This is a genomic window from Kitasatospora sp. NPDC087315 (assembly GCF_044744345.1).
In the GTDB taxonomy this organism is placed as follows: Bacteria; Actinomycetota; Actinomycetes; order Streptomycetales; family Streptomycetaceae; genus Kitasatospora.
In genome coordinates, this window is sequence record NZ_JBIUYD010000002.1 from 273732 (window position 1) to 287811 (window position 14080).

12 protein-coding genes and 1 pseudogene are annotated in these 14080 nt (G+C 74.6%); 8 read left to right on the forward strand and 5 right to left on the reverse strand.

Annotation, left to right across the window (positions count from 1 at the left end):
• Positions 1 to 211: 211 nt before the first annotated feature.
• From alc to ACIO5D_RS04220, 3 genes and pseudogenes are all read right to left on the reverse strand, one after another.
• A pseudogene (gene alc, locus ACIO5D_RS04210) lies at positions 212 to 1264 on the reverse strand (allantoicase); the annotation flags it as partial.
• Positions 1261 to 2637 (reverse strand): allantoinase AllB, encoded by a 1377-nt coding sequence (gene allB / locus ACIO5D_RS04215; RefSeq protein WP_400793884.1) that lies wholly within the window; start codon positions 2635 to 2637, stop codon positions 1261 to 1263. The pseudogene alc and the gene allB, both read right to left, overlap by 4 nt.
• Positions 2638 to 2839: 202 nt before the next feature.
• Positions 2840 to 3991 carry a glycerate kinase gene (locus ACIO5D_RS04220; protein WP_363606435.1) on the reverse strand — a complete coding sequence of 384 codons (1152 nt, stop codon included), beginning with the start codon at positions 3989 to 3991 and terminating at the stop codon, positions 2840 to 2842.
• A gap of 248 nt (positions 3992 to 4239) precedes the next feature.
• Between ACIO5D_RS04220 and ACIO5D_RS04225 the strand changes: the two genes are divergently transcribed.
• The 6 genes from ACIO5D_RS04225 to ACIO5D_RS04250 all read left to right on the forward strand — a co-directional run bounded on the left by ACIO5D_RS04225 (position 4240) and on the right by ACIO5D_RS04250 (position 8385).
• On the forward strand, positions 4240 to 4485 hold the full coding sequence (locus tag ACIO5D_RS04225) for a thiamine-binding protein (protein WP_400650290.1): 246 nt from the start codon (positions 4240 to 4242) through the stop codon (positions 4483 to 4485).
• Positions 4482 to 4862, forward strand: coding sequence for a helix-turn-helix domain-containing protein (locus ACIO5D_RS04230; RefSeq protein WP_400649505.1), 381 nt, complete (start codon positions 4482 to 4484; stop codon positions 4860 to 4862). The genes ACIO5D_RS04225 and ACIO5D_RS04230 overlap by 4 nt, the downstream gene beginning before the upstream one ends.
• A gap of 204 nt (positions 4863 to 5066) precedes the next feature.
• Complete coding sequence (gene uraD, locus ACIO5D_RS04235; RefSeq protein ID WP_363606431.1) at positions 5067 to 5570, forward strand: 2-oxo-4-hydroxy-4-carboxy-5-ureidoimidazoline decarboxylase; 504 nt, start codon at positions 5067 to 5069, stop codon at positions 5568 to 5570.
• Positions 5571 to 5625: 55 nt separating this feature from the next.
• Complete coding sequence (gene uraH, locus ACIO5D_RS04240) at positions 5626 to 5961, forward strand: hydroxyisourate hydrolase (protein ID WP_400649511.1); 336 nt, start codon at positions 5626 to 5628, stop codon at positions 5959 to 5961.
• Positions 5962 to 5988: 27 nt separating this feature from the next.
• Positions 5989 to 6903 (forward strand): factor-independent urate hydroxylase, encoded by a 915-nt coding sequence (gene pucL / locus ACIO5D_RS04245; RefSeq protein WP_400793885.1) that lies wholly within the window; start codon positions 5989 to 5991, stop codon positions 6901 to 6903.
• Between the two features lie 96 nt (positions 6904 to 6999).
• Entirely contained in the window at positions 7000 to 8385 is a 1386-nt protein-coding gene (locus ACIO5D_RS04250) for an 8-oxoguanine deaminase (protein ID WP_363606426.1), read from the forward strand.
• Positions 8386 to 8856: 471 nt separating this feature from the next.
• Here ACIO5D_RS04250 and aceB read toward each other — a convergent pair whose 3' ends face one another.
• Complete coding sequence (gene aceB, locus ACIO5D_RS04255; RefSeq protein WP_400793886.1) at positions 8857 to 10536, reverse strand: malate synthase A; 1680 nt, start codon at positions 10534 to 10536, stop codon at positions 8857 to 8859.
• A gap of 190 nt (positions 10537 to 10726) precedes the next feature.
• Between aceB and ACIO5D_RS04260 the strand changes: the two genes are divergently transcribed.
• Positions 10727 to 11524, forward strand: coding sequence for an IclR family transcriptional regulator (locus tag ACIO5D_RS04260; protein WP_363606422.1), 798 nt, complete (start codon positions 10727 to 10729; stop codon positions 11522 to 11524).
• A gap of 303 nt (positions 11525 to 11827) precedes the next feature.
• Positions 11828 to 12367, forward strand: coding sequence for a hypothetical protein (locus ACIO5D_RS04265; protein ID WP_363606420.1), 540 nt, complete (start codon positions 11828 to 11830; stop codon positions 12365 to 12367).
• A 125-nt stretch (positions 12368 to 12492) separates the two neighbouring features.
• On the opposite strand, the gene ACIO5D_RS04270 is transcribed toward ACIO5D_RS04265, so the two are convergent.
• The gene (locus ACIO5D_RS04270; protein ID WP_400793887.1) at positions 12493 to 13806 is read right to left on the reverse strand and encodes an esterase/lipase family protein; all 1314 of its coding nucleotides are present in this window, start codon (positions 13804 to 13806) and stop codon (positions 12493 to 12495) included.
• Between the last annotated feature and the right edge of the window lie 274 nt (positions 13807 to 14080).

Consider the following 14080-nt stretch of genomic DNA (forward strand, 5'->3'; position numbering starts at 1 on the left):
CCGCGCGGCGGCGGGCGGAGTACCCGTCGTCCGGACCGCCGTTCGCGCCGTCATCCGCGCGGTCCGCCGGCCAAAGCGCGGCGACGGCGGCGGTGGCCGCGGACCGGCCGGACAGCGGGCGGGCGGCGGTCAGCGCGGCGGCCTCCTCGCCGGCCAGGCCCGCCCCGGTCAGGGCGGCGACGGCCTCGGCGGCCGGGACGGCGTCGAACCAGCGCAGCGCGAGGGCGGCACGGCCCGCCTCGGTGAGCCGGCCGGTCAGCCGGAGCCGGGCCAGGCCGCCGTCCGGGTGGACGTTGATCCGCACATGGGTCACCGGGCGGCCGGCGTCGAGCCGGAAGCGGTGCCGGGTGTCGGGCTGGAGGCGGGTACGGGGCAGGAGCTCGAACCAGCCGGCCGCGTCCTCGGGCGGGTCGCCGCCCGCGGAGGCGTCGTAGCCGGTCAGGTCGGCCCAGCCGGGCGCGTTGGCGACGAAGTGGGTGGTGTCCACCTCGACGGCCAGGACCTCGCCGCCGGCGGCCAGGGCGATCCGCACCCAGTCGTTGGCCTTGTCGCGCCGACGCCTGGTCTCCCAGCCCTCGCCCATGACGGAGGCACGGCCGGGAGCGTTCAGGTTGTGCGGGGAGGAGAAGTAGCGGTCGGACGCCGCCTCGGCCACGCCGCCGTACTCCTGGGCGGCCAGGTCGAAGGTGAGACCGTCCAGCTCACGGGGGTCGGGCAGCACCTCGCCGTGCACCCGCAGCCGGGCGACGCCGCCGTCCGGGAAGATGTTGAGGCGGACGTGGGTGAAGCGGGCCGGGCTGTCGACGGCGAACTCGTGCGCGGTGTCACCCCGGAGCGGGGTGCGCGGCACCAGTTCGACCCACGCGGCGGCCTGGAGTTCCTCGGGCGAGGGGTGGCCGGGCACCGAGGCGGCCTCGACCGAGGCGCTCTCCGGGTGGTTGCCGGTGAAGTGGGCGGTGTCGACGATCACGCCACGGATCACGCCGCCGGCGCCGAGCCGCACGATCGTCCAGTCGTGGTCGTCGTCGGCGGGGTGCGGCTGGTCGGCGCTGACGCCGCGGCGGCGCTTGGACTCCCAGCCGTCCATGATCTGGCCCTTGTGGCCGAAGGTGTGCGGGCGGAACTCGGCGGGCCGGGCGACCAGCAGGTTCTCGGCGTCCGCGAAGGTGTCCTCGTTGGTGGCGACGACGCCGGCGCCGAGCAGCCGGGACGCCAGGTCGACCAGCTCGGTGAACGGGGCACTCGGGGTGTGGACGGTGCTCACTTCGGCTCCTGGGGTCGGGTGATCTGGCGGCCGAAGGGCTCGGCGGCGGGGTCGACCACCCGGCCGCCGAGCCAGGTGGTGCGGACGGTGCCGGTCAGCGTCCGGCCCGCGTACGGGGTGACGGGGTTGCGGTGGTGCAGTTCGGCGGCGCGCACCGCGAACGCGCCGTCGGGGTCGAAGGCGACCAGATCGGCGTCGCCACCGGCGGCGATGGCGCCCTTGGTGCCGGTCAGACCGGCCAGCGCGGCCGGGCCGGCGGCCATCCAGCGGACCACGTCGGCGAGGGTGTGGCCGCGCCGGCGGGCCTCGGTCCAGACGGCGGGCAGGCCCAGCTGGAGGGAGGCGATCCCGCCCCAGGCGGCCGCGAAGTCGCCGCTGCCGCCGAGTTCGGGCAGCAGCTTGAGGTCCGGGGTGGACGGCGAGTGGTCCGAGACGACCGCGGCGAACTCGCCGTTCGCCAGGGCCTCCCAGAGCCGGTCGCGGTTGGACTCGTCGCGGATCGGCGGGCAGCACTTGAAGGCGGTGTCGCCGTCCGGCACCTCCTCGGCCGCGAGGGTGAGGTAATGCGGACAGGTCTCGGCGGTCACCCGGACACCGTCCTCGCGGGCCCGGCGCAGCAGCGGCAGCACGGCGGCGGCGGAGACGTGCAGGATGTGGACCCGGGCGCCGGTGCGACGGGCCGTGTCGAGCAGCCGGGCGACGGCGGCGGTCTCGGCGGCGGCCGGGCGGGAGGCGAGGAAGTCGCGGTAGTGCGCGCCGGGCCGTTGGGGCGCGGCGGCCAGGACGGCCGGGTCCTCGGCGTGGACGATCGCCAGGGCGCCGATCCGGGCCTGTTCGGCCAGCGCGGCCTCCAGGGCGGCCTGCTCGACGTGCGGGAACTCGGCCACCCCGGAGGGTGCGAGGAAGCTCTTGAAGCCGAACACCCCGGCGTCGTGGAGCGGTTGGAGGTCCGGGACGTTGCCGGGGACGGCGCCGCCCCAGAAGCCGAGGTCGACCCAGGCCTGGCCCTCCGCGGTCCGCCGTTTGGCCGCCAGGCCGTCGGGGGTGGTGGTGGGCGGAACGGAGTTGAGCGGCATGTCGACGATCGTGGTGACGCCGCCGGCCGCGGCGGCCCGGGTGGCGGTGGCGAAACCCTCCCACGCCGTCCGGCCCGGCTCGTTCACGTGCACATGGGTGTCGACCAGGCCGGGGAGCAGGGCGGTGTCACCGAGGTCGGTCACCGGCCGGCCGTCGACGGGCGCCGAGCCGTGCGCGGCGACCCGCTCGATCCGTCCGTCCCGGATCAGCACATCGGCGGGGCGTTCGCCGTCCGGCAGGACCACCCTGCGGGAGCGGATCACCGCCGGGTGCGGCGGAGTCTCGCTGGGGGGCATCTGAACCTCCGAAACCTGGGGACGGGTGGAGACACCGAAGGGAACGGCGAAGCAGGTGCGGCAGGGAGCGGCGAGGGAACAGCGAAGGCATGCACGGCAGTTGGGGCCGCGGGTCTGACCCCGACCGGGTCGGCGGCGGCAGCGTGCTGGGAGCCTAGGCCCGCCTTCAACAAAACGTCAACGGCCGATCGCGCGCGGAAGATCAAGCCGCACCGCCCCCGAGGAAGGCGACCGCCAGCCGCTCCCCCGCGACCTCGGCCAGCTCGGCCGCCCTGGTCGTGCTGTCCCCGGGCCGCTCGGCCAGCTCGGTGAGCGCGTACGCCCCGGCGAACCCGGCCGCCCGCCACTCCCGCTCCGACAGCTCCAGCCGTCCCGCCACGGCGACCACCGGGACTTCCGACCGGGCAGCCGCCGCGGCCACCCCGGCGGGGGCCTTGCCGTGCAGCGTCTGCGCGTCCAGACAGCCCTCGCCGGTCACGACCAGGCGTGCGCCCCGCACCGCCTCGGCGAAGCCCAGCAGTTCGAGCATCAACGCGATGCCGGGCCGCATGGTGGCACCCAGCAGGGCGAGGGCGGCGAAGCCCACCCCGCCCGCGGCACCGGCCCCGGGGGCGTCGCGCAGGTCCCGGCCGACGGCGGCGCCGACCAGGTCGGCGAAGCGGGTCAGCCCCTCCTCCAGTACCACCAGGTCGTCGGCGCCGGCACCCTTCTGCGGGCCGTACACGGCGGCCGCGCCGCGCGGGCCGAGCAGTGGGTTGTCCACGTCGCAGGCCACCACGACGCCGGCCCCGGCGAGCACGTCGGCCGACCGGCCGAGGTCGATCCGGGCCAGCCGGCGCAGCGCGGCGCCGCCGGCCGGGAGTTCGGCGCCGTCGGCGTCCAGCAGACGGACGCCGAGCGCCTGGACCATGCCCGCGCCGCCGTCGGTGCAGGCGCTGCCGCCGAGGCCGAGCACGATCCGCCGGGCGCCCAGGGCCACCGCCCGGCCGATCAACTGGCCGACCCCGTACGAGCCGGCCGCGAGCGGGGCGGTCCGGCCGCCGGGGAGGCGGGCCAGTCCGGCGGCCTGCGCCAGTTCGACCACGGCGGTGTCGCCCCGGACGGCGAACGCGGCGGCCACCGGCAGCCCGGTCGGGCCGGTCACCTCGGCCGGGATCCTGGTGAAGCCGGCCGCCAGCGCGGCCGCCAGGGTGCCCTCGCCGCCGTCGGCGACGGGCAGTTCGCGGACCTCGGTACCGGGTGCGGCCCGGCGGATCCCGGCGGCGATCCGTGCGGCGGCCTCGGCGGCCTCCAGCGTGCCCTTGAACTTGTCGGGAGCTACGACCACATGGCCCTGGCGGGGGGTGGCGGGCATGGTGCGGGCCTCACTTCCGGACGGTCTGGCGATGGTCCGACAAGCATGTGCCCTGGGGGCGGGGCTCGGCGCCTCCGCCGCCCGGCGACCGGGTGCGGCGCCCGCCCAGGGGATCGGCGTACGGCCTGCCGGAGACCGGCCCCCGACCGGGACGCGCCCGCGCTCGTCAGGGCTTGTCCGACCATTCGCGTCACATCAACGCGCGGCGGGAATGGTCAGACAAGCCCTAAAGTGAGCAAGTGCGATTGATGGTGGAGTTCACGACAGAACCGTTCGAACTGGAGACGTTCCCGGAGCACGCCGTGGCGGCCCGGAAGGCGGTCGACGAGGCCGGCCTGACCGTCGCGGTCGGCCCGTTCGGCACCGGCGCGGAGGGCGAGGCCGACCAGGTCCTGGCCGCCGTGACCAAGCTGCTGCGGGAGACCCTGGACGCCGGCGCGACCCGGATCTCGGTCCAGGTCAGCGTGCTCGGCGAGGAGGGCGGTAGGCCGTGACCGAGCATGCGGAGCACCCGCTCGCCGCGGCGGTGAAGCCGCTGCTGGACGCGATCGGCGCGACGCCCGTCCCGCCGGCCGAGGCGAAGGGCGAGGACGTGGTGCTGGAGTGGGAGGGCGCCCCGGCCCTGGCCGTCCGGCTGCCGCACCTGAGCAGCGCGCTGGACCGGCTGCTGGCGGAGATGACCCGCCAGTTCGACGGCCGCCCGCTGGCCGAGCTGGACCGCGGGGAGAAGCAGCGGGTGGTCGCCCTCCTGGAGGAGCGCGGCGCCTTCACCGTCCGCCACGGGGTGGAGACGGTCGCCTCGGCGCTCGGGGTCAGCCGCTTCACCGTCTACAACTACCTCAACCGCCAGGACGGTTCGAAGTCCGGCTGATCGCGGCGGCACCGGGGGCCGGGAGTCGGTCCGGACCGGCCGGGACCGGCCCCCGGCGGGCGCGTTCGGCGTATCGCACAACGGAACGCCCCCGCGACCGGGACCGATTCACACCATAACCACCAACTGTTCAACAAAGTGTTGACGGCCCGGGTGGGCAGATCTAGCTTGTGCGGGTGGCGCCACTCTCCAGGAGGTCCACCCGTGACCAACCGCCCCCACGTCCTCGACGCCCTGGCCGCGGCCGACGCCGCCGACCTGACGGCCCTCCTGCTGGAGATCTGTTCCAGCCCCCGCTGGGCCACCACCGTCGCGGCAGCCCGGCCGTGGCCCGACCGCGAGGCCCTGCTCGCCGCCAACGAGGCGGCCATGGCCACGCTGACCACCGAAGACCTGCGCGACGCGATGGCCGGCCACGCCCGGATCGGCACACCCATGGCGGGCGACGCCACCGCCGAGCGCGAGCAGGCCGGCATCCGGGGGGCGGACGGCGCTCTCCTCGACGCCCTGCACGAGGCCAACGCCGCCTACGAGGCGAAGTTCGGCCATGCGTTCCTGATCTGCGCGACCGGCCGCACCGCGGCCACCATGCTCGCCGCCCTGCGCGAGCGCCACCCCAACGACGCCGCCACCGAGACGGAGATCACCCGGGGCGAGCTGCGCAGAATCAACGACATCCGCATCAACCGGCTGCTCGACGGATCCTGACGTACCGTCAGATCCGACAGGTCCCACCTCTGCCATCAGTAAGGTCACTTCGCCCATGACCGGCATCTCCACCCATGTGCTCGACACCAGCCTGGGCCGCCCGGCCGCCGGCGTCCCGGTCGAGCTCGCACTGCAGACCGAGGGTGGCTGGCAGGTGCTCGGCGCCTCCGTCACGGACTCCGACGGCCGGGCCGAGGACCTGCCGGCCGCGGAGGCGGGCTCGGTCGTCCGGCTCCGCTTCGGCACCGCCGCTTACTTCGCCGCGGTGTCGGACGGGACGCCGTTCTTCCCCGAGGTCGCGATCGTCTTCACGATCGCGCCCGCGCAGCACCACTACCACGTGCCGCTGCTGCTGAACCCGTTCGGATACTCGGTCTACCGCGGAAGCTAGGCCACTTCATTGATTGGGAGCCATGCCATGGCCCATGTGCTCGGCCAGAACCAGTACGGCAAGGCGGAGAACCGCATCGTCCGGATCAGCCGCGACTCGACCCGGCACGAGATCAAGGACCTGAACGTCTCGGTCGCCCTCTCCGGCGACTTCGAGGACGTCCACCTCACCGGGTCGAACGCCAACTGCCTCCCCACCGACACCACCAAGAACACCGTCTACGCCTTCGCCAAGGAGCACGGGATCGAGTCGGCCGAGGCCTTCGGCATCGCGCTGGCCCGCCACTTCGTCGACAGCACCGACCCCGTCCACCGCGCCCGGATCCGGATCGAGGAGTACGCCTGGGACCGGATCAGGACGTCCGACGGCTCGGCCCGCTTCACCGGTCCGGAGGAGACCGGCCACTCCTTCGTCCGCAACGGGCAGGAGACCCGCACCACCGAGATCGCCTACGACGGCGAGACCGTCCGGGTCATCTCGGGCCTCAGGGACCTCGTCGTGCTGAACTCCACCGACTCGGAGTTCCGGGGCTACCTCAAGGACGGGTACACCACGCTGCGGGAGGCCTACGACCGCATCCTCGCCACCCAGGTGACGGCCCGTTGGGCGTACGGCTTCACCGGCCGGGGCGACGAGGCCCGGCCCAACTGGAACCGCTGCTACACCCAGGTCCGCCGCCATCTGCTGGAGGCGTTCGCCGGGACCTACTCCTACTCGTTGCAGCAGACCCTGCACGCGATGGGCACCCGGGTCCTCGACAACCGCGCCGAGGTGGACGAGGTCCGCCTGGAACTCCCCAACAAGCACCACTTCCTGGTCGACCTGGAACCGTTCGGCCTGACGAACGAGAACGAGGTCTACTACGCCGCCGACCGGATGTACGGCCTGATCGAGGGCACCGTGCACCGCGAGGGCGTCACCCCGGTCATCCCGGTCGCCTGACCCGGAGCGCCCCCGTGACCGCCGCCGGGTACGCGGGGGCCGTCGCACCCCCGCTCAGCGTGCTCCCCCGTCGGCCCTCCCCCCAGGAGCCCCACCATGGCAGTCCAGCCCCCGCCCGCCGGCCGGCGGATCGTGATCGAGAACGTCGCCGTCGCGACGGTCGACGCCGACGACACCGAGTACGCCCGCGGCCACGTGGTCGTCCTCGGCAACCGGATCGAGTCGGTCGGCGACGGCCCCGCCCCGCAGTGGCCGGACAACGTGGTACGCCGGATCGACGGCGAGGGCCACCTCCTCACCCCCGGCCTGGTCAACACCCACCACCACTTCTACCAGTGGATCACCCGCGGCCTGGCCCAGGACGCCATCCTGTTCGACTGGCTGGTGGCGCTCTACCCGACCTGGGCCCGGATCGACGACCGGCTCGTCCACGCCGCCGCCCAGGGCTCGGCCGCCGCCCTGCTCAAGTCCGGCTGCACGACGGCCGCCGACCACCACTACGTCTTCCCCCGGGACGGCGGCGACATCCTCGGCGCCGAGATCGAGGCCGTCCAGGAGCTCGGTCTGCGCTTCACCGCGCTGCGCGGCTCGATGGACCGCGGGAAGAAGGACGGCGGGCTGCCGCCGGACCACGCGGTCGAGTCGACCGAGGCCGTCCTGATCGCCTCCGAGGCCGCCGTGGACCGCTACCACGACGCCTCCTTCGACTCGATGCTGCGGATCGCCATCGCCCCCTGCTCCCCCTTCTCGGTCTCCACCGAGCTGATGCGCGAGACCGCCCTCCTGGCCCGCCGCAAGGGCGTCCGGCTGCACACCCACGGCTCGGAGACGGCCGAGGAGGAACAGTTCTGCAAGGAGCTGTTCGGCATGGGCCCGACCGACTACTTCGAGTCGGTCGGCTGGCTCGGCGAGGACGTCTGGATGGCGCACTGCGTCCACATGGACGACTCCGACCTCGTCAAGTTCGCCGAGACCGGCACCGGCGTGGCGCACTGCCCCTCCTCCAACGCCCGCCTGGCGGCCGGCATCGCCCGCGTCCCCGACATGCTGGCGGCAGGCGTCCCGGTCGGCCTCGGCGTGGACGGCACCGCCTCCAACGAGTCCGGCGAGCTGGGCACCGAGCTGCGCAACGCCCTGCTGATCAACCGGCTGCACGGCTCCCCCACCGCGCTGACCGGCCGGCAGGCGCTGCGCCTCGGCACCATGGGCGGCGCCCGGGTGCTCGGCCGGCAGAACGAGATCGGCTCCATCGAGGCCGGCAAGCTGGCCGACCTCGCCCTGTGGAAGATCGACGGCATCATGCACTCCTCGATCGCCGACCCGGTCGCCGCCCTCACCCTCGGCGCCCTGCCCCCGCTGACCGCCCTCTTCGTCAACGGCAACGCCGTGGTCGAGCGGGGCCGGCTGACCACCGTCGACGAGGACCGGATCGCCCAGGCCTGCGCCCGTGCCGCCAGGGAACTCGCCACCCGCCCCGGCTGACCCTCCCTCCCCCTTGGACTCACGACCGCGGCGCCGCCCTGCTGGAGCGGCTGGACGGACCGGGCGGAGCGCTCGTCGTCACCGGCGATCCGACCCGCACGGAGCCGCGTCGCGCCACGCACGCCGCCCGGACCGATCCGGTCTCCCGCCGGAACGCCGAGGACTGGCTGGGCATCGCGGCCGTTCTGCGGCTCACCCCGGCCCTCTTCGACCAGGCGGGCCGCCTCGCACCCGGCGGGACACTCCGGTCGCTGGACGGCCATCCGTGTGGCCGCCGCGCTCAGCGTGGCGCCGTCGGTGGCCTGGTTCCTCGCCTACGACAAGCGCCTGGTGGAAGCCGCCGAGGCCGTCGGCCTCCGGACGACCACCCCGGCATGACAGCGGACCGCGGCCCCGGACCCACGGCGGGGGTCCGGGGCCGCGGCGTGGCGGGGCAGGCGCGCCGGCCGCCGCCACTGGGCGGAGCGGGGCTCAGTCCAGCAGGGGAAGCGCGGGGAGGGTCAGGAAGTCCACGAACTCCTCGGCCAGGGCGACCTGTTCGAAGAGCGCGGCGGCCTCGTCCCAGCGCCCGCCGGCGTAGGCGTCGGCACCCAGCCCGGCCCGGAGCCCGGCCAGCTCCTCGGCCACCAGCCGCCGCACCAGGGCCGCGGTGGCCTTCTCGCCGGTGTCGGCGAGCACGACGCCGTTGTGGATCCACTGCCAGACCTGCGAACGGGAGATCTCGGCGGTGGCGGCGTCCTCCATCAGGTGGAAGATGGCGACGGCGCCGAGGCCACGCAGCCACGCCTCGATGTAGCGCACGCCGACCTGGACGGCGTTGTGCAGCCCGGCGCGGGTGCAGCTGCCGCCGGCGCCCGCGATGTCCAGCAGCTGGGCGGCGGTGACCGGTTCGGCCGGGCCGGGGTTGTCCTTCTGGTGGGGGCGCTCACCGAGGACGGCGTCGAAGGAGGCGCGGGCGACCGGGACGAGGTCGGGGTGGGCGACCCAGGAGCCGTCGAAACCGTGGCCGGCCTCGCGGTCCTTGTCGGCCTTGACCTTCTCCAGCGCGGCGGCGGTGACCTCGGGGTCGCGGCGGCTGGGGATGAACGCGGCCATGCCGCCGATCGCGTGGGCGCCGCGCCGGTGGCAGGTCCGCACCAGCAGGCGGGTGTAGGCGGCCATGAACGGGGAGGCCATGGTGACGGTGTTGCGGTCGGGCAGGATGTAGTGCTCGCCGGCGTCGCGGAAGTTCTTGACGATCGAGAACAGGTAGTCCCAGCGGCCCGCGTTGAGCCCGGCGGCGTGGTCGCGCAGCTCGTAGAGGATCTCGTCCATCTCGAACGCGGCGGTGATGGTCTCGATCAGCACGGTGGCGCGGACGGTGCCGTACGGGATGCCGAGCGCGGCCTGGGCGTGGGTGAAGACGTCGTTCCAGAGCCGGGCCTCGAGGTGGCTCTCGGTCTTCGGCAGGTAGAAGTACGGGCCGGAGTTCGGGTCCTCGGGGCCGCGCGCGATCAGCCGGGCCGCGTTGTGGAAGAAGTAGAGGCCGAAGTCGAGAAGGGCGCCGGCCACCGGGGCACCGTCGACCAGCAGGTGCGTCTCGTCCAGGTGCCAGCCGCGTGGGCGGACCACCACGGTGGCCAGTTCGGCGGCGGGCCGCAGGGCGTACGCCCTGCCCTGCGGCCCGGTGAAGTCGATCCCGCCCTCGAAGGCGTCGATCAGGTTGATCTGGCCGCCGACCACGTTCTCCCAGGTCGGGGAGGTGGCGTCCTCGAAGTCGGCGAGCCAGACCCGGGCGCCGGAGTTGAGGGCGTTGATGACCATCTTGCGGTCGGTCGGGCCGGTGATCTCGACCCGGCGGTCCTGGAGTGCGCGGGGGGCCTCGGCCACCCTCCAGTCGCCGGCCCGGATGTGGGCCGTCCCGGGGAGGAAGTCCAGGGTGCCGGCCTCGGCGATCTCGGCGCGGCGGGCCCTGCGGCGGGCCAGGAGCTCCTGCCGACGGCCCTCGAAGGCGCGGTGGAGTCCGGCGACGAAGGCGACCGCCTCCGGGGTGAGCACCTCCTCCGCCCGGTGGACGCGCGGACCGGCGACGGTGACGGCCGGAGCGGCGGAGAGGGCGTCCGGGGGCACCCCCGGCCCGGGGCTGGGCGAGGGTCCCTGATCTGTGGCCATGGGCAGGACACTCCTAAGGCGGTTGAGCCCGACGAAGGGAGCTCCGGCGGGAACTGCCTCGAACCGAACCCGGCTGCCGGAGGGCCCGATTCTGTAAGGTGGAGACTAGTTTCCGCGATACAGAATTTCAACGGTTTGTTGAAGCGATCGCGGAGGCTCTGATCCTCCCCCCACAGTGAAGGGAACGCCGGTGGTCGCCACCCCCGAGACCGCATCGACGACGGGCACGGACCGCGCGAGCGGCGGCGTGCAGTCCGTCGAGCGCGCCTTCCAGCTGCTGGAGGCGCTGGCCGACTCCGGGGGCATCGCGACGCTCAGCGAGCTCTCCACCTCCTCCGGCCTGCCCATGCCGACCATCCACCGCCTGGTTCGTACCCTCGTCCAGCAGGGCTATGTCCGCCAGGACACCACGCGCCGCTACACCCTGGGCCCCCGGCTGATCCGGCTCGGCGAGACGGCCGGCCGGCTGCTCGGCAGCTGGGCCCGCCCGTACCTGGCCGAACTGATGGAGGCCACCGGCGAGACGGCCAACCTGGCCGTGCTGGAGGGCGGTGAGGTGGTCTACGTCGGGCAGGTGCAGTCGCGGCGCTCGATGCGGATGTTCACCGAGGTCGGGCGGCGGGCGCAGCCGCACTGCACGGGCGTCGGCAAGGCCCTGCTGGCGCAGCTGCCGGAGGAGGAGGCACGCGCCGTCCTCGGCCCCGACCCGCTGCCCGCGCACACCTCGTACACGCTGACCGACCCGCAGGAGCTGATGGCCCAGCTCGCCGAGGCGCGCGAGCGCGGCTATGTGGTGGACGACCAGGAGCAGGAGATCGGGGTGCGCTGCATCGCGCTCGCGGTGCCGGGCGCGCCGACCCCTGCGGCGATCTCGGTCTCCGGCCCGGAGGCGCGCATCCGGGCGCTGGAGGAGCAGGACGGCAGCTCGTCGCTGGTGCCGGTGATGCACCGGATCGCGACCCGGCTGGGGCAGGTCCTCGCGCCCTGACGATCCGCCGGTCCGGCCGCCGGTGAACACCGGAAGTCGGGCCGGCCGACTTCCGGTGCGGGTTTTCCCCCGTTCGAGCGGCCGGGGGCGGGTTGCGGCAGCGGCGGGGAGCCGGTCGGCCAGGCTGTTGCGGACGCGGCCCGCGACGGCGCGGGCACCGGGAACGCAAGGGCAGGGTGAGCGGCGATGTCCCGCAGAGGATCCGTTCGTGGTTCGGTTCAGGGATCGGACGGGGGTTCGGCCCCGGGAACGTCGGCCCCGGGATCGTCGGGCCGGCGGGCCGCGGTGCGCGGCGCTGTCGCGGTGGGTTCCGCGCTGACGGCGGGTTGTGCGCTGACGGCACTGACGGCCGGGCCCGCCTGGGCCGGTCTGCAATGGCCGGCCACGGCCGCACCGTCGACCGCCCCCTCGGCCGGGCCCGGCGCCACGGCCGCGACGGCCTCCGACTCCGACCTGGAGGTCATCGGGCTGGACCCGGACCCCGCCGCACCCGGTGGCACCACCACGGTGCACGCCGTCGTCGGCAACCGCGGCCCCGACCGCACCGCCTCGCCGTTCACGGTGGTGGTCACCCTGCCGGCGGGCGTGACGCCGGAGGGCCCGTACTTCCCGGAGAACTGCGCCCCGTTCCAGGACGGCCACCGGGTGCACTGCACCTTCCCGGCCGGCCTGCCCGCACTGCGGAGCGCGACGGCGCTGATCCCGGTCCGGCTGGCGCGCACCGTCCCGGCCCCCGGAACGCTGCTCGGGGGCTGGGTCTCGGTGCGCGGCGACGACGACCGGAACACGTCGAACGACAAGCAGCCGTTCGCGATCCCCGTCGTCGAGACGGAGATCCGCTGACGGAGATCCGCTGACGGAGATCCGCTGACGCGGACCGGCTGACGGCGAGCCGGTGACGGCGGCCCGGGCGTTGTCGCGCCCGGGCCGCCGGCGCAGGCGGCCGGTCAACAGGGCTCCGGGGCCGGTCAGTCGAGCCAGGCGTCCACCTGGCTCATCGACTCCGGCGCCCAGGCCAGTTCCAGGTGGTTGAGCCCGGCGAGCAGCCGGGTGCCGCCGACCGTACCGATCCCGGTGGTGTCCAGCGCGCTCGCGGTGAAGACGATGCCGTCGCTGGGCCCCCGGTTCTCGTTGAGGACTCCCGGGATGTCGGCCGAGCCGCCCGCGAGCAGGTAGCCGCGGACGGCGGCCGGGACCCCGGCCCGCTGGAGCGGTCCGATCAGCGAACCGGCGTCGATGGCCGCCTGGATGCCCTGGCCCGAGGTGTAGAAGCCCTGGCCGCCGTAGTACGTCGTCCACCAGTCCTGGGCGGTGCCGTCCACCCCGTAGGTGCCGTCCCAGCGGGCGAGCAGCTGCCGCTGCCCCGGGTAGCAGTCGTGGCCGCCGCTGGGCAGCACGCCGAGGCAGGGCTGCGAGGTGTACGTGCCGTAGCAGGTCATGAAGAGGTGCGGGGACGGCGCGTTGGCGCTGCCGCCGCAGGCCGGCCAGGTCGCGAGCGAGAAGGCCCAGCCGTGGGCGTACACGTAGTCGAGGCCGCCGTTCGGGCCGCCGAGCGTGACCAGGCGGCGGACGTCCCCCGCGTATGCCCGGCCCCAGGAGGGGCGCACCGAGGAGACGTACGCGCGGGCCGCGACCTCGCCCTTGCTCCACGCGACCACGTCCACCTGGGGGACGCCGAGCCGGGCCCGGATCAGCGCGACGGCGTCGCCGACGGCCTGCGCCTGCATCAGGTTGTCGCCGTTCTTGTGGGCGAAGTTGATCGCGAAGACGCGGTGGCCGGTCGAGGCGAGGTACTGGGCCAGGCCGGTGGACGGACAGCCGGACGCACCGCAGCTGCCGCTCTCGCCGGGGTTGGCCCAGGCGCGGTCGGCGTTGTCGTTGGCACCGTGGACGAGCAGGACGGGGGTCTGGCGGCTGCCGGTGTCCCAGCCGGCCGCCGAGTAGAGCAGGAAGCGGCCGGAGAACGGTTGGCGGACGCCGCCGAAGTACGTGAGACGGGCGCCGTCCTGGTCGCCGCGGCCGTCGGCCGGGTACTGCTCGGCGTGGAAGCCGGCGGTGGTGTCCAGATAGCGCTCGACCTTGGCCCAGCCGTTACCGGGTGAGGGGTAGGTCGCCTCCAGGGTGAGCGGCGCGGCGGCCGAGGCCCGGGGCGGCGCGCCCAGCAGGAGGGCGGCCAGGGTGAGCAGGACGGCGGCGAGGGCGGCGGCCGGGCGTCTGGAGTCCCTGCCGTCGCGGACGGGGCTCATGCCGCTTGCGGCGTGCGGATCTCTGGCGGGGTTCATGGGCGGCTCCCTGGTCGGGCCCACGTCCCGGTGGGCCGGAGCCTGCACGGTACGGTCGGCCCGCCGGAGCGCCCATGTGCCGGTCGCACACCCGGCGGGCGGCCGTCGTGGCGCTTCGCGCCGTGGCGTCCCCGGGCTCCGGCGCCCCGGGGCCATGGCGATCCCCGTGCCGTGGTGATCCGCGCCGTGGGGACCGGTGCCGTGGGACCGGTGCCGTGGCGGGTGTCCCCGAGTACGCCGGGAAAGGTCGCCGGGTCGGATAAGTTGGAGGTCC